20 protein-coding genes are annotated in these 22,090 nt (G+C 44.6%); 17 read left to right on the top strand and 3 right to left on the bottom strand.

The annotated features are described in order from the left end of the window. Window positions 1–12: 12 nt before the first annotated feature. The 10 genes from QUB56_RS18410 to QUB56_RS18365 all read left to right on the top strand — a co-directional run bounded on the left by QUB56_RS18410 (window position 13) and on the right by QUB56_RS18365 (window position 9,831). Window positions 13–288 carry a hypothetical protein gene (locus tag QUB56_RS18410; protein ID WP_332957086.1) on the top strand — a complete coding sequence of 92 codons (276 nt, stop codon included), beginning with the start codon at window positions 13–15 and terminating at the stop codon, window positions 286–288. Then, window positions 285–2,351 (top strand): AAA family ATPase, encoded by a 2,067-nt coding sequence (locus QUB56_RS18405; protein WP_332957085.1) that lies wholly within the window; start codon window positions 285–287, stop codon window positions 2,349–2,351. The genes QUB56_RS18410 and QUB56_RS18405 overlap by 4 nt, the downstream gene beginning before the upstream one ends. Further along, on the top strand, window positions 2,341–2,997 hold the full coding sequence (locus tag QUB56_RS18400; protein WP_332957084.1) for a Uma2 family endonuclease: 657 nt from the start codon (window positions 2,341–2,343) through the stop codon (window positions 2,995–2,997). Before QUB56_RS18405 ends, QUB56_RS18400 begins: the two co-directional genes overlap by 11 nt. Before the next feature lie 49 nt (window positions 2,998–3,046). Further along, window positions 3,047–3,700 carry a Uma2 family endonuclease gene (locus QUB56_RS18395; RefSeq protein WP_332957082.1) on the top strand — a complete coding sequence of 218 codons (654 nt, stop codon included), beginning with the start codon at window positions 3,047–3,049 and terminating at the stop codon, window positions 3,698–3,700. Between the two features lie 12 nt (window positions 3,701–3,712). Continuing rightward, window positions 3,713–4,033, top strand: coding sequence for a nucleoside triphosphate pyrophosphohydrolase (locus tag QUB56_RS18390; protein ID WP_332957081.1), 321 nt, complete (start codon window positions 3,713–3,715; stop codon window positions 4,031–4,033). A 92-nt stretch (window positions 4,034–4,125) separates the two neighbouring features. Further along, the gene (locus QUB56_RS18385; protein WP_332957080.1) at window positions 4,126–4,596 is read left to right on the top strand and encodes a DNA phosphorothioation-associated protein 4; all 471 of its coding nucleotides are present in this window, start codon (window positions 4,126–4,128) and stop codon (window positions 4,594–4,596) included. 10 nt (window positions 4,597–4,606) lie between these two features. Further along, a complete protein-coding gene (locus tag QUB56_RS18380; protein ID WP_332957079.1) occupies window positions 4,607–5,653 on the top strand; it encodes an endonuclease/exonuclease/phosphatase family protein in 1,047 nt (348 codons plus the stop codon). 463 nt (window positions 5,654–6,116) lie between these two features. After that, the gene (locus QUB56_RS18375) at window positions 6,117–7,385 is read left to right on the top strand and encodes a transposase (protein ID WP_332957077.1); all 1,269 of its coding nucleotides are present in this window, start codon (window positions 6,117–6,119) and stop codon (window positions 7,383–7,385) included. Window positions 7,386–7,427: 42 nt separating this feature from the next. Continuing rightward, on the top strand, window positions 7,428–7,676 hold the full coding sequence (locus tag QUB56_RS18370) for a hypothetical protein (protein WP_332957075.1): 249 nt from the start codon (window positions 7,428–7,430) through the stop codon (window positions 7,674–7,676). A 214-nt stretch (window positions 7,677–7,890) separates the two neighbouring features. Beyond that, complete coding sequence (locus QUB56_RS18365) at window positions 7,891–9,831, top strand: alpha-amylase family glycosyl hydrolase (RefSeq protein WP_332957074.1); 1,941 nt, start codon at window positions 7,891–7,893, stop codon at window positions 9,829–9,831. A gap of 54 nt (window positions 9,832–9,885) precedes the next feature. Here the strand turns inward: QUB56_RS18365 and QUB56_RS18360 are convergent, their stop codons facing one another. Together QUB56_RS18360 and QUB56_RS18355 are read right to left on the bottom strand one after the other, a co-directional pair. Then, the gene (locus tag QUB56_RS18360; protein ID WP_332957073.1) at window positions 9,886–10,101 is read right to left on the bottom strand and encodes a hypothetical protein; all 216 of its coding nucleotides are present in this window, start codon (window positions 10,099–10,101) and stop codon (window positions 9,886–9,888) included. A gap of 36 nt (window positions 10,102–10,137) precedes the next feature. Beyond that, window positions 10,138–11,730, bottom strand: a complete 1,593-nt coding sequence (locus QUB56_RS18355) for a DGQHR domain-containing protein (RefSeq protein WP_332957071.1) — start codon at window positions 11,728–11,730, stop codon at window positions 10,138–10,140. A 215-nt stretch (window positions 11,731–11,945) separates the two neighbouring features. Here QUB56_RS18355 and dndB point away from each other — a divergent pair, with 215 nt between their 5' ends. The 7 genes from dndB to dndE all read left to right on the top strand — a co-directional run bounded on the left by dndB (window position 11,946) and on the right by dndE (window position 21,017). Continuing rightward, window positions 11,946–13,001 carry a DNA sulfur modification protein DndB gene (dndB, locus tag QUB56_RS18350; protein WP_332957070.1) on the top strand — a complete coding sequence of 352 codons (1,056 nt, stop codon included), beginning with the start codon at window positions 11,946–11,948 and terminating at the stop codon, window positions 12,999–13,001. 317 nt (window positions 13,002–13,318) lie between these two features. Beyond that, complete coding sequence (locus QUB56_RS18345; RefSeq protein WP_332957069.1) at window positions 13,319–14,572, top strand: DNA sulfur modification protein DndB; 1,254 nt, start codon at window positions 13,319–13,321, stop codon at window positions 14,570–14,572. 158 nt (window positions 14,573–14,730) lie between these two features. Further along, complete coding sequence (gene dndC / locus QUB56_RS18340) at window positions 14,731–16,413, top strand: DNA phosphorothioation system sulfurtransferase DndC (protein ID WP_332957067.1); 1,683 nt, start codon at window positions 14,731–14,733, stop codon at window positions 16,411–16,413. A 480-nt stretch (window positions 16,414–16,893) separates the two neighbouring features. Further along, complete coding sequence (gene tnpA / locus QUB56_RS18335; protein WP_332957065.1) at window positions 16,894–17,346, top strand: IS200/IS605 family transposase; 453 nt, start codon at window positions 16,894–16,896, stop codon at window positions 17,344–17,346. Window positions 17,347–17,835: 489 nt separating this feature from the next. Further along, window positions 17,836–19,833, top strand: coding sequence for a DNA sulfur modification protein DndD (dndD, locus tag QUB56_RS18330; RefSeq protein ID WP_332957064.1), 1,998 nt, complete (start codon window positions 17,836–17,838; stop codon window positions 19,831–19,833). 312 nt (window positions 19,834–20,145) lie between these two features. After that, window positions 20,146–20,535: a GxxExxY protein gene (locus QUB56_RS18325; protein ID WP_332957063.1), complete on the top strand. Its 390-nt coding sequence runs from the start codon at window positions 20,146–20,148 to the stop codon at window positions 20,533–20,535. An 80-nt stretch (window positions 20,536–20,615) separates the two neighbouring features. Continuing rightward, window positions 20,616–21,017 carry a DNA sulfur modification protein DndE gene (gene dndE, locus QUB56_RS18320; protein WP_190660605.1) on the top strand — a complete coding sequence of 134 codons (402 nt, stop codon included), beginning with the start codon at window positions 20,616–20,618 and terminating at the stop codon, window positions 21,015–21,017. Window positions 21,018–21,046: 29 nt separating this feature from the next. Here the strand turns inward: dndE and thiD are convergent, their stop codons facing one another. After that, entirely contained in the window at window positions 21,047–21,853 is an 807-nt protein-coding gene (gene thiD, locus QUB56_RS18315; protein ID WP_332957061.1) for a bifunctional hydroxymethylpyrimidine kinase/phosphomethylpyrimidine kinase, read from the bottom strand. Between the last annotated feature and the right edge of the window lie 237 nt (window positions 21,854–22,090).

The following is a 22,090-nucleotide window of genomic DNA, read 5'->3' as shown; positions in this document are numbered from 1 at the left end:
TTGCCAAAAAATATGACTGAAAATATGACGGAAAATCTGATTATGGCATTTAGATATGAAGATAGCGCGATCGCAGGCGTACCGACAAGCATTTTAGCAGAAAAGCGTTCAGCTTATCAAACTCATCAGGAATTCAGCGACGTACAGCAACCAATTACTAGCGCGCCACCGGAAGTACGTCAAATTATCGAGCGGGTATTGGAAATTGAAAAAGATAAGTTGTACATTAAAGCTCCCCGCCACATTAACGATGACATTTTAAAAATCATTAAGCAAGCAATTGTATGAAGTTAATTTCAATTACTCTGTGCAACTTTCGTCAATTTTACGGCAAAACTCCCGAAATTAAACTAGCTTCTGGCGTGCCAAATATTACAGTAATTCACGGTAATAACGGCGCTGGAAAAACGGCATTGATGAATGCCTTTACCTGGGTACTTTACGGAAAATTTAGCGCAGCTTTTGCGGCGGAAGAACAATTAGTAAACAAGCGCGCTTTGGCTGAGGCGGAAATGGGCAAAGCCGTAGGTTGTTGGGCGGAAATTGTGTTTGAACACGACAGCACGCGCTACCAAGCAAAACGCATCTGTCGTGCTTATAAAAGTGAAAATACTGTAGAACATGGCAAGAACGAATTGTTTCTGAATATAGCAAAAGATAACGGTCTCTGGCTGAAGCCGGATCAGCATCCCGATGATATTATCGGGCGGATTTTGCCGGAAAGTTTACATAAATATTTCTTTTTTGACGGGGAGCGAATCGAGCAAATTGTCCGGCACGACAAGAAAGCAGAAATTGCTGAAGCTACTAAGGAGTTGCTGGGGGTGGAAGTGTTGAATCGCTCGCTCCGGCATTTAGGAGAAGCGAAAAAATCTCTGGAGACAGATTTAAATATAATTGGTAATGCTGAAACGAAGAAACTTTTAAAAGACAAGCAAAAAATTGAGCAAGAAGCTGAGCAACTTTCAAGCAGACAAGTAGAAATCGAGCGGGAATTAGCGAACCAAGGGGAATTAAAAAAAGCAGTGAATGGTAATTTGCTGGAACTCAGCGGTGCTGCCGATTTGCAAAAATTGCGAGACGAATTGCAAAAGCAGCGAGATTTATTGAGGCAACAATTTGTTCTGGCTTCAGATGCTATCAAACGAGCAATTTCTGGGCGCGGTTACGCGGTATTTCTGTCAGATGCGGCGGCTGAATTTGAAGTAATAGTAGGAGGTTTGCGGGAAGGCGGCTCGTTGCTTTCGGGGATTCAGCGGCCGTTTTTAGAAGAGTTATTAGCGCAGCAGCGGTGTATCTGCGGTGCGGAATTAGGGGAGGGTTCTGAATCTCGCCAACAGGTTAGCGGTTGGATGGATAAGGCGGGTGTTGGCGATGTGGAAGAAACAACTATTCGGATTAGCGATCGGGTAAATGAAATTGATAAACAAGTCGCTGATTTTTGGGATGAAATTGACCGACAGCAAGGCAATATCAGTCGCGACAGAACCGAACTTTCTCGGGTGGAAAATCAGTTAGACGATATTCATAGCAAGCTGCGAAATTTTCCTGACGAAGATGTCAGCCGCTTGCAAAAGCGCTTGGATGAAATTGAGGTTAAAATTGGCGATTTGCACAGGGAAATAGGCTCTAACCAGCAGCAAATTGAGAGTTTGAAGGCGTCGATCGCGAATCTGGACAAGCAAATCGACAAGCAGCAACTGAACGAGGAAAGGCAAGTATTAGCCCAGCGCCGGATTGCTGCGACTCAGGATGCGATCGATCGCCTAACAGAAGTGCGATCGCGCTTAGAAAAACAGTTTTGTTCGCAGTTGGAAAAGCGGGTGCAAGATATTTTTAGTCAAATTTCTTTTACTCCTTACATCCCCAAGTTGAGCGAGAAATACGAACTGACGCTAGTAGAAAATACCTCGGGACAAGAATCTTTGGTTGCCGCTTCTACAGGAGAAAATCAAATTCTCAGTTTATCGTTTATCGGCGGGATTATTGAGGGCGTGCGGGAGTGGAGTCAAAAGAATACTTTGATGGGTCCCGATAGCAGTACATTTCCAATTGTAATGGATTCTCCCTTTGGGAGTTTGGACGAAATTTATCGCAAGCAAATCGCGAATAAGCTGCCGAAGTTGGCGAATCAATTGGTAGTTTTGGTAACTAAAACTCAGTGGCGCGGAGAAGTTGCTCAAGAGATGGAAAGTTCGATTGGCAGGGAATACGTGCTGGTGTACAATTCTCCGAAAGCTGATTGCGAAGAAGATGCGATCGAACTGGGCGGGATGCGCTATCCTTTAGTTAAGCGCAGTCCAAATGAATTTGAATATACGGAAATTGTAGAGGTGGATTATGGCTTCTAGTTCAGCAATTACGCAGGTTTTGGAAACGGATATTTGGGTGAAAGCGACATGGGAAGAGTATCTGAATTTTGCTGAGGATTCAGCTTGGGAAAAGGGCAAGTTTTATTATTATCAAAAACACATGAGGGTAGAAATGTCACCAGTAGGGCCATTGCACGGGCGTCAAAATTCAATTATGGCCTGTGTAGTTATTCTGTTTGCAACATTGAGAAATATCCGAGTAGTTCAGTTTACTCACACCAGTTTTCGCAAAGCAGGTATCGGCGAGTTTCAGCCGGATTTAGCTTACTACATTGGTTCAGATTTAAGAGTGCCTCCTGATGATAGCAATTCTGCTGTTGATTTAAATCAATACGATCGGCCTAATTTGATAGTGGAAATTGGGGCGTCTTCTTTTAATGATGATTTAGGCGGCAAGCGGTTGCTTTACGAAGACGCAGGAATAAGTGAATATTGGGTTGAACGTGCAAACACGCGGGAGGTTTTTGCCTTTGCGATTAATAACGGAGGTAGCGGGAGAATTCAAGAGTCGCGGGTTTTGCCTGGGCTGGAAATCCGGTTAGTTGAGGAAGCTTTGAACCGGAGTCAAACCCAAGATGATGGGGAAATAAATCGCTGGTTGATTCAAACTTTTAGTCAAGCTTGAAAGGAGTTTAACGTGGAATTTGAATATACGGAAATAGTAGAGGTGGATTATGGCTTCTAATTCGGCAATTACGCAGGTTTTGGAAACGGATATTTGGCTGAAGGTGACGTGGGAAGAGTTTCTGAATTTTGCTGAGGATTCAGCCTGGGAAAATGGCAAGTTTTATTACTATCAAGAACACATGAGGGTAGAAATGTCACCAGTAGGGCCATTGCACAGTCGTCATAATTCAGTAGTTTCGAGAGTAGTCAATTTTTATACAGCTTTTAGAAATATCCGAATAGTTGAATTAATTAATGCCAGTTTTCGCAAAACAGGTATTCGGGAATTTCAACCTGATTTATCTTATTATATAGGTGCAGATTTTGAATTACCTCCTCGCACGAATACGCCCATTAATTTGAATGAGTTTGCACCTCCAGCTTTAGTGGTAGAAATAGGAGCATCTTCTAGTGCCGATGATTTGGGAGTAAAGCGTTTAATTTACGAACATTCTGAAGTCCAAGAATATTGGGCAGCTAATGCAAATACGAATGCAGTATTTGCCTTTGCTATTAGTGCTGGAGGGAGTGGAACAATTCAAAATTCACTAGTTTTACCTGGCTTAGAAATAGCGTTAATTGAGGAAGCTTTGAACCGGAGTGAAACCCAAGATGATGGGGAAATTAATCGCTGGTTGATTCAAACTTTTAGTCAAGCTTGAAAGGAGTTTAACGTGGAAAAAGAGTATCATAAATTGGTGCGCGATCGCATTCCTGAAATAATTCGCCAAAGCGGGAATGAATGCGAGTTTGTAATTTTGTCCGAGGCAGAATATCGTCAAGCTTTGCTGCAGAAATTAATTGAAGAAGCGGGGGAAGCTGCCTCCGCCCACGAGGAAGATTTGGTGGCGGAATTGGCGGATTTGTATGAGGTAATAGATGCGGTGATGGCGAGTTTTGGCATTTCTGGCGATCGACTTTTGGCAGAACAAATCAAGCGGCGGGAAGCCAGAGGAGGTTTTGCACAAAAAATTATGTTGTTGCGGACATTCTAAAAATTATCTGCGTTAATCTGTGTGTATCTGCCTCTAATCTGCGGTTACTCTATCAATCAAAATACTCAGTTAAAAATTACATATCAATCCCAATGGCTGCTAACAAAATTAGAATTGCTAAAGATAAAGCAGAGTTAGTCAAATCATTAACTTTATCAGATAACAACACTGGTCCTTTCCAGACTTACGCCGATGTCATCGCTTTCGCCGCATCCTTGGGAAAGCAGCGGAAAAAACGATCGCCTTTAGGGGAAATTTCTAAACGAGAACCAGGTGCGATAGATGTTGATATTTTTGTATCGAGGGGTTACGATATGGCGATTAAATTAATTGCGATCGCCGAAACCAAAAATCCTCAAATTCTCTCCCATCTCGACGAAAAATTGGAAGCCGAACGCTTGCAAATTTTTGAAGAATATGCTAATGGTGGACTAGAAATTTTGCGAGAAGAGTTGCGGGGTGCGGCGGATTATACCGATCGCCTTTTGTTAGTTTTGGTTTCTGAAAGAGACAATCAACATCGGTCAAATGAAGAATTCGATTTAAGCAAGTTCTTATTCTAATAGATTCCCCATGAAGTATATACTAGCAGAGATAATAAAGAAGGGGCTTAAGGAATTTGCAAAAATTTTCGCTTACAGCTACTCAGGATTTATTATCTGCTATTTCATTCTCAAACTATTTTTTTGGGATAGACTGTGGATTATTGGCTTAATTACCACTTTTATTCCCTTAATTTTATTGCCAACTTTCCTGCTTCCCATCATCGGATTGTCAATTATCAAAAAAAAATGGTTCAGTATTATTTCTGCGATCGCCTGCATTCTCCTAATAAGTTGGCTGCAGATTAAATACTTTTCTCCCGCACCAATAAAGATCACAAATTCGCACCCCAGCATCAAAATTTTATCCCATAACGTCAGTTGGCATAAAACTCAGTCACCTACTTTATTTAAACTGATTCAGAAGCAAAAACCCGATATTATATTTTTACAAGAAATCGTTAAGAAACATACCAAAAGAGTTTTCACCTGGTTAAAAGCAGACTACCCCTATCAAATCGGTACTCCCCCTGTAGGAATTCTCAGTAAATATCCGATTGTATCGATCGAAATACTGCACTTAGCCGGTCATCGAGAAACGCAGCAACGGGCAATTATCAAATTTCACGAACAAGAAGTAGTGATTTATAATATGCAAACTACCGGGCCCTGGTTTAAGAGAGATAACATCATGCGTTTTCTCAAAATTCCCGTTTACAAATATGGCCCACGCTCACCTGAAATTCAAGACTTAGTGCAGCGAGTTGAGCGAGAAATTCTGCCAGTAATTGTCGCGGGCGATTTTAATATGACAGACGAAACTCAAGACTATTACAGGGTGCAGAAAGTCATGCAAGATTCTTTCCGAAAATCGGGATTCGGGTTTGGTTTTACCTGGCCTCACGGTTGGGAACTTAAGTTATTGGTAAAAAGCTCGAATTGGAGATTAAATTATCCGGTTTTCCGGATTGATTATATTTGGTATTCAAAGCATTGGGGTGCTAAATCGAGTTCGGTTTTGGAGGCAACTGAGTCCGATCATTTGCCTATAGCAGCAGAATTAATTTTGTTAAAATGAATCGGTATAAGCAACAGCATCTACCAAACTTAAGATCGATCGCCTGCTCTCGGAAAACTCCACTGATCGGGGTAATACCCACAGTACATAATGGTATAATTTAAATCTACCAGTGCAGAATTTGGTAACCAGTATTAGAGGCCCCTACTCGCAGAAGACCCCCTACGCAGTGAAACAAAGTGCGGGTATCCTGGGAGGTTTAGATGAAGAATTTGAGTAGGTGGCGATCGATGGCGCCACCCGCAATCTCTCATTTCCTACAAAAGTGTAGCTATTGATACAAGTAAAATTTGGACTCAAATCTATCTTAAATGCAAAAAGAGGAGTCCCGCTATACCGAAGGTTAGCGGTGAGATAAATTTTTGCCAACAAATAAAACCGACCGAAGGGAGTCTTCTTACACGAGTTGAAAGCTTATGTAGATTAGATTATCATAAAGGTAGCATTAACAGAAATCGAACAAATGCTAACCTTAACTTACGAGTACAAGCTGATCCCCCACGCTCGGCAAATTAAGGTAATTGAACACACCTTGAATATTTGCCGTTCTGTCTGGAATTATGCTTTACGAGAACGTAAGGACTGGTTAAAGTCTCGCAAATCTCCTGTGAATGCTTGCTCTATAGAACAGGAATATATTATTCCTCCCGATCTACCTTACCCCAATTACCACAATCAAGCTAAAGCACTAACAGAAGCCAAGAAGACTAACGAAATTCTCAAATCAGTTAATGCTCAAGTTCTACAGCAAGTCTTAAGGACTTTAGCTCGATCCTTTGCTGATATGCAATCTAAGAATTTAGGGCTTCCACGCTTCAAAAATAAATACAGGATGCGCTCTTATGTGTATCCTCAAATGCTTAAGGATTGTCTCAAAGCAAATCAAATTAAGTTACCACAATTAGGATGGGTAAAGTTTAGACTATCGAGCAAAATACCAGACGGATTTGAAATCAAACAAGCCAGAATTGTTAGAAAAGCATCAGGTTATTTTATGATGCTTTCACTGCAATTAGATGTTAAAATTCCTGATGTCCCGTTTCAGGGACATCCTTTAGGTATTGACTTAGGCTTGGATAAATTCTTAGCTACTTCAGATGGTGAACTTGTGGAAAGACCGCGATTATTAAACCATCTACACCGTAAGCTTAAATTGCTACAACGCCGACTAAGGAATAAGCAAAAATGGTCTAAAAATCGTCACAAGTTAAACCAAAAAATAGCTAGATTACATCAACGTATTTCTGATCCTCGCAAAGACTGGCATTTTAAGTTAGCACATCATCTCTGTGACCAAGCACAATCAATATTTATTGAAGATATTGATTTTAGGTCATGGGGTAGAGGAATGCTGTCTAAGCACTGCCTAGATGCTGCTTGTGGACAATTTGTTACCATCCTTAAATGGGTAGGATGGAAACGAGATGTTTATGTTGCTGAAGTTGATAAAAACTTTACTTCTCAGATTTGCCCAAATTGTGGCTCACATACAGGCAAAAAAACTCTTGATGTTAGAAAACATAATTGTCCTGAATGTGGATACAAAACCCATCGCGATGTGGCAGCAGCACAAGTAATCAGAAATAGAGGAATAGAAAAAGCGCTAGGGCATAGCGTATTAGAAAATGCCTGTGGAGATGGTCTGACGGGGGCGGTAACGCCTAGTCAAGAATCTGTGAAGCAGGAAATCTTAAATGTGAGTTTAAGAATCCCCCGTCACAGTGTAGCTTGACGGTGGGAGTGTCAAAGTACATCGCAAACAGTTAGTAAGGACTTGCAGGAAACATTGCAAGCAGTAGAAGCTGCGAGGATGTCAGACTACATTGAATTGAGAGTGTCAGAAATAAGCCGACAGTCAAGGCGCTATGCTGTGACCCTTGCCAAAGAATCGCTCGAACGCTACTCGGTGGGTGTCAAGAAGCTGAATGAAACTGAAAAACAAGCCTTAACTCTGACTCGCACAGACACCAGCAATAAACAAAAAGAACGGATGACCAATTATTTTATAGCAACGTTACTATAAAGCTTCAATGAATCGTGCAAGATGGGGCGATCGCTTCTTTGGAGGACAAAACACGATCGCCAGAACCAAACAGGAGGCTCAATGACATTGAGCCGATCGACTTTGCCAGGAGGCGATCGCCCGCCAACGGGGACTGGATGACAAAGTAGTCTTCGTTGGAAAATAGAGAAGTTTCACGCCCGCAATACCATTCACCAATCTTGAGGTAATTCCTATGACCTTTGCCGATCAGAATCTCACCAAGAAGCGCCCAGATAGTTTAAAAGACTTTTCTTTACCCCGACGTGAGAGTTACTTTCCATCCTCTGCCGATTGGAGAAATGAAGTCCTCTATTTTCTCTTACCCGATCGCTTTAGCGATGGTCAGGAGGACAAACGCCCTCTACTTAACCGGCAGCAACTCAATCAGGCCCGACCTAATCTGCCGAATGGACAGTCTTGGCAATTTGACAAGTGGGCACAATCCGGAGGCGATCGCTGGCAGGGTGGGACGCTCAAAGGATTAGAGTCAAAGCTGGATTATCTCAACCAACTAGGCGTGACGACGATCTGGGTAGGGCCAATCTTTCAGCAGCGGGGTCACTTGGATAGCTATCACGGTTACGGCATTCAAGATTTTCTAGAGGTCGATCCTCGGTTTGGGACTCGCCAAGATTTGGTCAGTCTGGTCAATAAAGCGCACTCCAAGGGGCTACGCATTATCCTTGATATCATTTTTAACCATTCAGGATCTAACTGGTTTTATGCTCCTGGTACGCCTGGGGGAGAATGGGAACCACCCTATACATCTGGTTGGTATCAGTTTGGGTCGTGGGTAGGCGATCGCGGACAACCCATTGCGGGGCAACCTCGAACCGAGGCGGAAGGAGTCTGGCCGATCGAACTCCAGGAACCAGATTGCTATACTCGTGCCGGAAAGGGCGATTTAGGGCGGGGGGAGCTCGACGATCCCAATGCCGAATTCCGGCGTTCGGATTTCATTACGCTGCGGGATTTCCAGTTGGACTATCCACATTTGTTAGATTACTTAGCCCGGTGTTATAAATACTGGATCGCCCTGACAGACTGCGATGGCTTTCGGATTGATACGCTCAAGCACGTTACCTACGAGCAAGCCCGAAATTTCTGCGGGGCGATTAAGGAGTTTGCGGCCAATCTGGGTAAGAGTGACTTCTTTTTGGTAGGAGAAATAGCAGGCGGAGACTTCAACCAAGACCGTTATCTGGATGTGGTGGGGCAGAATCTCAACGCGGCTCTCGATATCGGCGAGATGCGAATAAATCTTAACCAAGTTGCCAAAGGGTTCATGGCTCCAAGAGCCTACTTTAACGGGTTCGATCCCATGAACGCGGTGATGGGTTCACACCGGAATCTCGGGCGGCGTCATGTTTCAATTTTGGACGATCACGATCATGTATTTGGTGAAAAAATCCGCTTTTCCAGCGAAGCTGCATCGGACCATCAGGTGATTGCCGGAGTGGCATTGCAACTGTTCACGTTGGGGATTCCTTGCATTTACGCGGGAACCGAGCAGGCATTGGCGGGGCCAGAACCGTCTGAACGCAAGTGGTTGCCCGACTGGAAGGGCTCCGATCGCTATTTGCGGGAAGCAATGTTTGGCCCCTCGCATCCCCGGCAATCGGGAGTAGCAGGACTACAAGCCTTGGATGAAAACTTACCCGGCTTTGGGCCGTTTGGGACAGCGGGTGCTCACTGTTTCGATCCGAATCACCCTGTCTATGTTCGGATTGCGGCAATGGCGGCACTCCGCAAAAAGTTCCCTGTGCTGCGCTTGGGACGGCAGTATTTGCGACCAACCGCGATTCCCTTCTTGAACTTGCCCTTTGGCGAGCACGGACTGAGTGGAGAAATTATTGGTTGGTCACGGATTTTAGACGATGAAGAAGCGGTTTGCGTGCTAAACAGTCATGGAACGGATAATCGAGGAGCGAGAGTGCTAGTGGATGCTAATATCAACCCGATCGGGAGTTCAATGACGGTAATTCTGAATACGGCCCAAGTAGGGAATCCGGGTTACACGGGTCCTCATCAGGTGGGTTCAACGGTGTCAGTGCAGCGACAAGATGGGACTGCCTATGTCGAGATCCAACCGCTTCCTGCATCCGAATTTTTGATTTTGACGAATCATCCCTGAGCCTTGTGGCCAAGCCGAGGTAGCGCGATCGCCGGCATCAACCAGTCGGTGACATTACCTTGAGCAAATCAACTTTGCCACGCCGTGCGATCGCATATCTAGAATGGGCGAAAGGAGCGATCGAGTCAGTGCAGTTTCAACTCCACTGACTCGATTAACTTTGCAACGCCGTGCGATCGCAAATCTAGAGTAGGAGAAAAACAATAAATTGCCGCAGCTATGTGCAGTCGATCGCCGATCGTGAAAAAACATCTGCCTGCATCGTGGCACGGGCGTCCCGCCTGTAGTTCCGAAGCGGTGACAAAATCAACTCAGCACCGGCGGCAATCCTACCTCTTGCGGCTGCACAAACTTGCCGTTAAAACTAATAGCTTTATCTTCAAAAGTCCTCGCTTCCGCTACCGCTTGCCGCAAATGAGCTCGCTCCATATCGTCCTGAATTCCCCCCACCAAATATACAATTAACTTCGTCGCTAACTCCTTTCCAGAAACTAGCACTCGCTTTTTGTTCGGATCGTACAAAATCCCGTACCAGGCAGACTCAGGATTGTCCATGTGGCTAAATCCTTCATCGACATCGAATCTGCGGAGTTTGTCGAAAATAGATTTCATGGAAAGTTTCTTCCTAAATACTAGAATTCCCAAAGCATTAGCTAAAGCAATTTGGCCGACTGGACGGAACAAAATATTTCCCTCGCCCCCTGGCTTTTCAAAACTAAATCGGCGCAACTCAGTCGTTTCTTCGCCGCTTTCAATTCTTTGATAGCTGGGTAAAGTTGCTAAATTATCGAACAATTTTTTAAACTCTTCAATTCCCTCTTTTAGTTCTTCATCTTCGGGACGCATGGGAATTAAACCTTTTCGTTCCGGCTTCCAATGGGGGAATTTGTATTCTAAATACCGTTCGGACATATCTTGCAGCGCTTGCAACGTGGTTAAGACTGTTGATTTTGCTGCGACTGTGGCGCTGTCCCAATTGACGCGGGGGTTTCTGTCATCTTGTTCTTTTAATAAGGGATGGGTGACGGCAATTTTTCGGGCTGCGATCGCAAATCCGTTGTCCTCGTTCAATAATGCTAGCTGTCCCTGACTCAGCGTTACCGCCATTAGGTTAACGTGCACAAAGATCGATCGCACGCGCCGTTGTGCTTGCTGTCGCGTTTCCCCCGCTACCGCCGCCGGGATAAACTCAATCCCGATTTTTTCGTGAGCTAATTTATACACTGTTTCGGGGTTGATTTGATACTCTTCTGCTAAATCTTCCAGAGTAATTGCAGCGCCGACAGGTTTTTTATTTTTGTTGTATCTTTGCAGGATTCCGGTTTTAATTAAACTCATTAAACCTTGCACTCCCATCAGCCGATGCTGGCCGTCTAAGGCAAAAATTGAGAGTTCTTTAGAAACATTCAAAAGCCCTAAGTTCTCGTTTTTATCAAAGGATGTAAATTCAGTCGCGGATTTGGTTGCTACGCCATTTTTATCCCATTCCTCGGCTAAAGGATTATCTACCCACGGGGGACTGACGACTACTAAAACAGCGGGGAATTTGTGCGATTTTCGGGCTGCTAAATATTGAGTTAGGGTGGCTTGGCGCGACCAATCTAAGGGACGCTGGATAATTTCGTCAATGGTTTCGTCGTCGCGGACGATGTTGTTGGTTTGGAGGTCGAATTTTTGGCGGAAAAGCGGCATCTGGGAGGCGAAACGGACGCGAGAGTCTAACCATTCTAGGGTGACTGAACCGATGTATGCTTCGCTGTTTCCCATCTGGGTTTTTTGGACGAAAATGCGATCGTCCTTTCCTAAATAATTATCTAATAAAAGTGCGATTTCCTGTCTGTCGCTATTTTCTTTTTCTAATATTTTGCTAGCGAGGTCATCCGCTGGATTGGGGTTCATAGGGGGTTTTTATATAATTAAGCTATTTTTTTAAAAAATATCATATACTAAAGTTTATGTCAACAATTGTTTTTAAAAAAACATTGTGAAATACTTAAAATATGCCCTAATTGCCCACCTAAATACCATAAACATTAAAAAGTGTCAATAGCTATTAATGGTTAATTCCCATGCCCAATGCCCCATGCCCCATTCCCAATGCCCCATTCTAAAATATGTCTACTCCTTCTTTTGAATACATTTTGCCGGTGATCCGGGGAATTCAAGCGGGCCGCGAATATTACGTGTCGATGTGTCCGGTGCGTTTTTTGCCGAAATTGTTTCCCTTTGAATCTGAAGATTTGCCGCCGTCTATGCGGGCGAAACGCGCGCTTAACAAAGCTAGGATTCCTGAAATTGCTGAGTATTTTGTCAAGAATCCTACAAATTATACTTGTGGGGCTATTGCTGCTTCGATTGATGCGGATATTACTTTTGAAGCAGTGGGAAATGAGGCCGAAGAACGGAAAATTGGTCGCTTGCGGGTGCCGATGGATGCTAAGTTTACTATTAATGACGGACAGCATCGCCGGGCGGCTTTTGAGATGGCTTTGAGGGAAAATCCGCAGTTGGGATATGAGACGGTGGTGCTGATTTTGTTTCTCGATATTGGGCTGGAAAAATCGCAGCAGATGTTTGCTGATTTGAATAATTTTCAAGTTCCTTTGGAGGCGTCGCTAAGTGTACTTTACAACCACCGGGACGATCGCGCTTTTGTGGTGAAGGCGGTTGTTAAGCAGGTTGAGGTTTTCCGGTGTTTGACTGAGATGGAGAGGGGGAGTTTGAACGGGCGATCGCACAAATTGTTTGCGCTGAGTGCGATCGATCGTGCGATCGTGGCTTTGCTGTCTAATATTCACGGCAGCGAACAGGCAAAACCCTCTGGTTGTCGTACCCAAAAAGAACAGAAAGAGGAAGAACTTGCTCAAAAAATACAACTGGCGGTTAGTTATTGGAATGCGGTTAGCAATTTTATTCCAGATTGGCAATTAGTTCTGCACAAGCAAGTGGCGGCGGGGGAAATGCGCCGGGATTGCGTGCACTGTCACAGTGTTGTGCTTGAGAGTTTGGGGGAAGTTGGGGCGGCTTTGCGATCGGTTTTTCCTGAGAGTTGGGAGGAACGTTTGAGCCTTTTGCAGCAGGTTGATTGGTCGATTTCTAATCCTGATTGGGAGGGTGGGATTTTGTTGAAAGGGGGATTTCGCGATCGAGGGCGAGTGTTAGTTGGATGACTGATTATTTGAAAAAGCGGTTGGGTTTGGAAACCGCAGATGCAGCACAGGCGGGACGCCCGTAGATGCAGCACAGCCGAGACACCCGTGCCATGTGCGCTCTCAGATTGCCTATATCCGGTAGAGTCGGCTCTCATTGCGTGTGTTGTCTGATAGCTGTATTACAGATACGAGTGTAATTTTGAAGTTTTTAGCAGACATTCAGCCCATTTATAGATTGATTTATGGATTTGCAGTCTTAATTTGAAATGCAAACCTGGACATAAGACACTTTATGCGCTAAATTTGCGATATCAGTCAACCTAGAGGCACATATTATGACCGATGCTGCTTACCAAACATCTTTTGCCGTCAATACCAATAACGGCAAGCGTTCCAGCGCCAATATTGTTTTGCTGCCCACCCAGCAAGAAGCACAAAGTCAGGCATATGCAGACGCATCAACTTGCGGTGCTAGAGTCTTCCTGTGTCACTTATACGAGCAAGGCAAAAGAACTCATCTCACCTTTTCTTTGCCTTTTAGCCTGCTGCAGGAAATGGCGAGGCTGCAAACTGCTGACACCAAGAAAAACAAATCTAATGCGGAGGAATTGATTAATCGCCCCCTGATTCGATCGCACGTTGATGAGATTGCCAAATACTTGCTCGAAACAGAAAACTACATCATTCCTCCTTTTATATTTAACTCAAATACACCCATTAAAGTTTTTGCTTTTGGTAACGGACCAGTTAAATTTGGATATGCTGTCATCTCTGTAAATATTGAGCTTTATGTCACTGATGGTCAACATCGACTCAAAGCTATTGAGAAGGCAATTCCAGAACGACCGGAATTGCGAGATGACAGCGTGACAGTTTTAGTTGTCCAAGAAGATGATATCGATCAGATTCACCAAGATTTTGCAGACTGTGCTAAAAACAAGCCTATTCCACCTGCGCTTCTAGCAGCCTTTGATGTTACGAATGTCTTATCAAAACTAACTCGTAGAATCTCTAAGGAACTAGTCATTTTTGATGGTCGGATTGATAAAATATCAAAAACTGTGGGTAAAGACCCTTCTTATATTTTTACCATGAGCCAGCTACGGGTGGGTATGGCTGAATTTTTAGTCGGTTCCTCTCGCAAAGAAGTAATTGAATCTCGATCAAATCAGCAAAAGAGTGAGTTTAAAACGCTTTTGGATAAGGCAAAAACATTCTACACGCAATTTGCTCAGATTAACGAGGTTTGGCAATCTTTATTGCAACCAGCCTCAAAAACAGTAAATCTGGATCTCTATAAATTACGCCAAGAAAGAATAGATTTTAACTCGGTTGGTTTTCAAGTCATAAGTAGAGTCGGCTATTTTATCTTCTTTGGCAATGAATTCAGTGAAGAGCAGCGAAATTTACTTGTTGAGGCACTAGCGAAACTTGACTATCAGCGCACCTCACAACTGTGGCAAAACAGTTTGGTAATTGATGACGGCAATGGCAACAAGAAAATAATTGCTCAGATGGCAGCAATAGATAAGGGTTTTAAAATTGCTTTACGTGAGGTTGAAGCTCAGACGGGACTTAAATTAAAATAAGTGTGGACTGCTGGTGTTCTATAATAATATAAGAATTCAAAACTTCCGCAGGGTCGTTCCTAAGACTTAATATCTGGGATTAGATCCAGTCGGTTGACGATTTTGGGCAGAAACTGGGTTTCATGCCCTCTTTCTTGCTTTTTTAGGGATTGTTAATCATGACAGAAATTCAAGGCTCACTATTTCCTCAACGTACTGTTCCTAAGTTAATCAATGATGTAGAAAATTTAACTCAAGAAATTCAGGAATTGTACTGTAGCGATGAAATCCCCTGGATTTTAGGTGTATCTTTTGGGAAAGATTCGAGCGCCGTATTGCAGTTAATCTGGAATGCGATCGCAGCACTCCCACGGGAAAAGCGCACAAAAACAATTCATTTAATTACAACAGATACGCTGGTTGAAAATCCCATAATTTCTACCTGGGTTCGCAATTGCATTAAACAGGTTAAGCTAGCAGCTAACCAGCAAAAAATGCCAGTTGAAGCTCATCTGCTTCATCCTTCCGTTCAAGAAACATTCTGGGTATGCTTAATGGGAAAAGGCTATCCAGCACCTCGAAATGGATTTCGCTGGTGTACCGATCGCATGAAAATTCAACCTGTTAACCATTTTATCCGTGAAATGGTTAGGGTTCACGGGGAAACTATTGTTGTTTTAGGCACTCGAAAGGCTGAGAGCAGCAAACGCGCTGCAACAATGAAAAGACATGAAGCAGGTAGAGTGCGCGAGCGCTTGAGTCCTAATTCTCGTTTAATTAACTCTCTAATTTACACTCCTGTGGAAGACTGGCGGGATGATGAAGTTTGGCTTTATCTAATGCAGTATCCTAACCCTTGGGGAGGTGACAATAAAGACTTGTTTACCATGTATCGCGGTGCGACAGCAGATAACGAATGCCCTCTAGTCGTTGATACTTCCACCCCTAGCTGTGGAGATTCTCGCTTTGGCTGCTGGGTTTGTACAATGGTAGACCAAGATAAATCTATGCAGGCGATGATTTTGAATGATGAAGAAAAAGAATGGATGCAGCCTCTCCTGGATCTTCGCAACGAATTAGACATTCAAAACGATCACGATAAAAGAGACTTCCGACGCATTTACGGTAGAGTAGAACTGTTTGAACGCAACATGGGCGACGAAAAAACCTCCGTCGAACATATCCCAGGCCCCTACACCAAATTCTGGCGAGAACACTGGCTGAGACGAGTCTTGGAAGCACAAACCCACATCCGCAAAACCGCACCCCTAGAAATGCGCGACATCACCTTAATTACCCCAGAAGAACTTAGCGAAATCCGCCGCATTTGGCTGGAACAAAAGCACGAATTTGACGACAGCTTGCCCCGGATTTACGAAGAAGTCACGGGCGAACCTTTTGAAGATTCCCGTCCCGCCGCTGAAAGAAAACTCCTCGGTAGCGACGAATGGGCTGCGATCGAAGAGATTTGCAGCGACGACGAAATGCACCTCGAATTGATGGCAAAACTCCTGGATACAGAACGCCAATACTACACGAAGCCCCGCCGTACAGGCATTTACGCCGATTTGGACAAATGCTTTGAAACCAGTTCGCGATCGAAGGAAGAAGCAATTGGCAACGCCCACTATCAACGCAATTTAAAAAAAGCGGTGGAAGATATTAAAGCAAATCCGACGGAAAAAATTCAGCAATTCAAAGATGCGATCGCCCAAACCAACACTTCCGCCAAAAACGATACCGTTGATATTGCCAAACTTAAAGAAGAACTCGAAAGCAACAGCAATCAAAGCAGACAGCTATCTTGGGCGGATATTAAATTTTCACCGCCCAATTCAGGAGAGGAAAATAGCAAAGATTAGGTCAATAATGTCGATCGGGCGATCGGGCTTTGGGGCATCGGGCTTACCCACAAGCCCGCCGGGGATTGAAATCCCCGTCTCACAGCCAAAGTCGGTTAAAACCGACTGAAGAACCAAATCAAACGATCGCCAACTTCAGTTCTCTTAAAGAGGACTTCAGCTATGAGACAGGGATTTCAATCCCTGTCGTATTGGGGGACTCGCCGATCGATATTGTCCTCTGCAAGATTGGGCTTACCCACAAGCCCGCCGGGGATTGAAATCCCCGTCTCATAGCAAAAGTCGGTTAAAACCGACTCAAGGGCGAAATTCAACGATCGCCGACTTCAGTCCTCTTTAAGAGGACTTCAGCTATGAGACAGGGATTGAAATCCCTGTCGGACTGTCGGATCGTGGGACTCGCCAATCGACCCCGATCGCACTCTCGGATTTGCTCACAAAATGATAAATTAACCTAAAAAATTAGGAGGAAAAATCTTTATGGCAATGTGGCGGCTGTACTATCATTTAGTTTGGGCAACAAAAGAGCGACAGCCTCTCATATCTCCCGCAAAAGAAACCGAACTTTACTCTTATATCATCGGCAAAGCAGACACCCTCAATTGCATCCTTCATGCGATCGGCGGCACAGAAAATCACATCCACTTAATAGTTTCCATTCCTCCGACCCAATCGATCGCGGAATTCGTTAAAAATATTAAAGGTAGCAGCAGCCGTTATCTCAATCAAACATTGCAAAATCCAAATAAATTTTCGTGGCAAGAAGGATACGGAGTATTTTCTTTAGGACAAAAACAACTAGACTCAGCAGTCGCTTATGTGATAAATCAAAAGGAACATCACTTGCAAAAAACCACCAATTCCCATTTAGAACAAATCACGGATCGAGACAATCCACCCACCCGGTGGCACCCGAATTCGGCAGAGAATTAAGTGAAAAACATTAGCCGACTCTCCGACTCCCGGGCTCTCCAGCTATTGCGTTTACATCCAGACCCTAGGAGTGATTGAAATCCCCGTCTCATAGCCAAAGTCGGTTAAAACCGACTAAAAACCCAGATTCAACAGTCACAAACTTCAGTCCTCATAGCGAGGACTTTAGCTATGAGACAGGGATTTCAATCCCTGTCGGACTCTCGGACTCACAGATCGACCCCGATCAACCAATCGAGTCGATCGCCCTTACTCAAATATCCGCCGGGGATTGAAATCCCCGTCTCATAGCGAAAGTCGGTTAAAACCGACTAAAAACCCAGATTCAACAGTCACAAACTTCAGTCCTCATAGCGAGGACTTTAGCTATGAGACAGGGATTTCAATCCCTGTCGGACTGTCGGGCTCTCGGACTCACAGATCGACCCCGGACTGTCGGACACGCCGATCGCACCCACCAACTTTCATCCCATCTCAACAACATCTACAATGCAATTCCTCGAACTCGTCCTCAAAAACTTCGGCCCCTATGCAGGCATCCAAACCATCAATCTCCGCCCCGAAAAAGACGGAAATCCCTGCCCAGTCATTTTATTTGGCGGCATGAATGGCGGGGGCAAAACCACCCTCATGGACGCCATTCGCCTCGCCCTCTACGGTGGCCGCGCCCAATGTTCCACCAGAGGGAATTTAAGCTACAGCGACTTTCTCAATCAATGCGTCAACCGCCACACACCCCCATTAGAAGATACCCGCGTCGAACTAACATTTGAACAAGTCCAAGACGACAAATTAGCTCAATTCAAAATAGTTAGATACTGGAAAAAACCAGACATCAAAGACAACTTAAGCATTCTCATATACAGCGAAATTGTCAGCGATTGGTGGTCGGATAAAGCAATTACTAACACTTGGGACGAATACATCGAAACCCTTTTGCCAGTCGGAATATCCAACCTATTTTTGTTTGACGGCGAACAAGTAAAAGAACTCGCCGAACTCGAAACACCGCCGGAGTTTGTCGTCGGGGCGATTAAATCTCTTTTAGGTTTAGAATTAGCAGAACGCCTCGCCGTCGATTTAGAAATATTAGCCGGCCGCAAGCGGAAAGAAATTGCTGGCAAAAAAGACTTGGCTGCTTTAGAGAAAATAGAACAAACCTTTAAGAAAATTACTGATGAAATAGATTCAGCTAAGCAAGAACAAGCCAGCTTTAAAAATAAATTAGATAAAGCTCAAAAAAATCAGCAACAAGCATCAGAAAAGTTTATTTATGAAGGCGGGAAAATTGCCGCCGATCGCAGTCAGCTAGACAGCAAGCTAAACGACTACAGAAATAAGGCAGACAAAACCCGTCAAACCCTGATGGAATTGGCATCAAATACGCTACCGCTAGCCTTAATTTCGCCATTGCTAAGTGAAGCAAAAAATCAAGCAGAAACAGAAGCCAGCCAGCAGCAAGCAAAGATTGCCCAAAATGTTATCAAACAAAGAAGCGATCGCCTTCTAAACTACATCGCGGAAATCTCGTTAGATCCCCAACAGCTAGATAAAATTCAAGACTTCATCCGCCAAGAAAACCAAGAACTAGAACAGCAAGCCGGAACAGACACTCCGCCCTGGATGAACGCCGATAACAACAGCATCCAGCAACTAGAAAACCTCCTTAGCTACCAAATCAAAGCCCAGCAAATTCTGGCCCGCGACCAAATAGAAGAAATCAAAAACATCGAAGCAGAAATCGACTTTACAGACCGACAACTCGCAGCCGCAGCTTCCCCCGAAGCCTACGAAAAACTAGAAGAAGAAGTCAGCAAAGCCCAAAAAGCAGTCGCTATCGCAGCCGCCGCCTTGGAATCAGCAAACCGCCGCGTCGATAAATTAGAGAGAGAATTAGCCAAAAACCAAAAAGAACTAGAAAACTACAGCAGCGAATACATCACCATCAGAAACAGCCAACACGTCATCGCTTCGATCGCCAAAGCCCAAGCCACCCTGAAACTCTTTAAAGAAAAACTCACCCTCAAAAAACTCAACAAACTCGAAATAGAAATTACCGACTGTTTCCGCTACCTGTTGCACAAAACCGACCTCGTGCACAGAGTTGCGATCGACACTCAAACATTTAGCCTCTCCATTTACGATCCAGAAGGCAAACCCGTACCCAAACACCGACTTTCAGCCGGGGAAAAACAATTGCTGGCGATCGCCTTTTTGTGGGGATTGGCTAGAGTATCCGGGAGACAATTGCCAGTGGCGATCGACACTCCCTTGGGCCGCCTGGACTCCTCCCACAGAAACAACCTAGTGGAACGCTATTTCCCCTCGGCCAGCCACCAAGTCATCCTGCTTTCTACCGACACGGAAATTAGAAAAGTAGAATACGAAAAACTCCAAGAATTAGAGGCAATCGCCCACAGCTACCTCCTCAAATACGACTCCGCCAAACACCAAACCACCGTCGAAAAAGGTTACTTCTGGGAATAAAAATTCGCCCTAAAAAATAGCCGCAACCCCCTTGACTTTGCTGGGGAGTTGCGGTAGTATATATAGGATAATGGGATGGTTGCGAAAATTTTATTTTTGCCACAATCCCATTATTTAGGATAAATCCTACTAGAAATACAATACCAAAAATAAGCGATTTAATCAAGCCCGCGCCGTGTAAAAATTTGTTAATGAACCGCAGATGATGGCAGATAAACACAGATGAACGCAGATTGGATTTTACATTGTAGCAGAAGGTGATTTTTGGTAGAGTTTTGGATGTGGGATTTTTGGAACTGCAGATGAGGGCAGATGAACACGGATGAACGCAGATTGGAACTTAATGAGATTACGGAAAAAATTATTGGGTGTGCTTTTAAGGTTGGGAATGGGTTGGGTTACGGATTTTTAGAGAAAGTTTATGAGAATGCTTTGGTTTATGAACTGCGGAAAACAGGAATGTTGGTTGAACCTCAGTTTACAATTTATGTCCATTACGAAGATATAATCGTGGGGAAATTTGTGCCAGATGTGTTAGTGGAAAGAGCCGTGCTTGTAGAACTCAAAGCTATCAAATCACTCGGTGAAAGAGAAATGGCACAGTGTCTCAATGCCATAAAAGCTACAAAACTAACCGTCTGCTTGCTCATCAATTTCGGCAACCCCAAAGTAGAAATTAAACGAATAGTCCACAACTTCTAAACCGCAGATACAATCTCATGCTATCATCTGCGTTAATCCGTGTTCATCTGCCCTCATCTGCGGTAACAAATCATCAACCTATGGAACCACCAGTCGATCGCATCCGCCTCTCCCAAACAGGAAAAGACCAACTATCAAAACTGAAACGATCGACCAAAATTGACCAGTGGAACATCCTGTGTCGGTGGGGATTTTGCCGATCGCTCGCCGAACCAAGCATCCCATCCCCAGTACCAATTCCCAGCGACAGCAACGTCGAATTAAGCTGGGATGTCTTCGGTGGCGACATGGCCGATATCTTGATAATAGCCCTCAAGCAGCGCTGTCACCAAGACAATTTAGGCACAGAAAAAGAAACTCTAGCCAAACAGTTTCGCCTGCACTTGCACCGAGGGATTGGTTATTTGGCCGGCGATCCGAATATTAAGAAAATCGAAGACTTGGTGGCGATCGCTCTATCGCCAGAGAAATTAAGAAACTAACTGACTCTTGACTTCTTCCCTCTTCCTTCTTACTTCAACAGCGGGAAAAAATGACCTACCGGCCCTTGGCCTTCCCCAATATCCAAAGCATATTTGAGAGCATTAGTAACATAATCCTTAGCCAAGATCACCGCCGCAAACAAATCTTTACCCAAAGCCAAATTAGCAGCGATCGCAGCACTCAAAGTACAACCAGTCCCGTGAGTATTCCCAGTATCAACAGTCTCAGTCTTCAACACCTCCAAGCGGGTACCATCGAACCAAACATCAATTCCCCGCAAATCTCCCGCCATCCCGCCGCCCTTCACCAAAACAGCTTTCGCACCCAAACGGTAAATCTGCTGCGCCGCCGCCCGCATATCGTCTAGAGAAACAATCTCCAAACAGCTCAAAATCTGAGCCTCAAACCGATTGGGAGTCACGACAGCAGCCAAAGGAATCAAAACATCCCGCAAAAACGCGATCGCCCCGTCATCAATCAATCGATCGCCCGATCGTGAAACCATCACCGGATCGACAACCAAATTCCCTATTCCCAAAGCTTCCACCTGTAAAGCCACCGCCGCCATAATTTCCCGATTCAGCAGCATCCCAGTTTTCACAGCCTGCACCCCAATATCCCCAACCACCGCCTCAATTTGAGCCGCCACAGCCTCCGCAGACAAAGCATCAACTCGCATCACCCCCAAAGTATTTTGAGCCGTCACGCAAGTCAAAGCACTCGTACCGTGCACGCAGTGAAACGCAAAAGTCCGCAAATCCGCCTGAATTCCGGCCCCGCCGCCACTATCCGAACCCGCCACAGTCAAAGCCACAGGAATCTTCGATTTAATCATCTTTTTTGCAACCGCAGATAAACGCAAACAAACGCAGATAAATCCCATCATATCCGCGTGCATCAGCGCTCATCCGCCCTCATCTGCGGTTACAAAATCCGATCGTATCCGCGTGCATCAGCGCTCATCCGCTCTCATCTGCGGTTACAAAATCCGATCGTATCCGCGTGCATCAGCGCTCATCCGCCCTCATCTGCGGTTACAAAATCCGATCGTATCCGCGTGCATCAGCGCTCA

It is taken from the genome of Microcoleus sp. AR_TQ3_B6, from assembly GCF_036702785.1.
Taxonomy (GTDB): domain Bacteria; phylum Cyanobacteriota; class Cyanobacteriia; order Cyanobacteriales; family Microcoleaceae; genus Microcoleus.
This window is presented reverse-complemented; position numbering and strand designations above follow the sequence as displayed.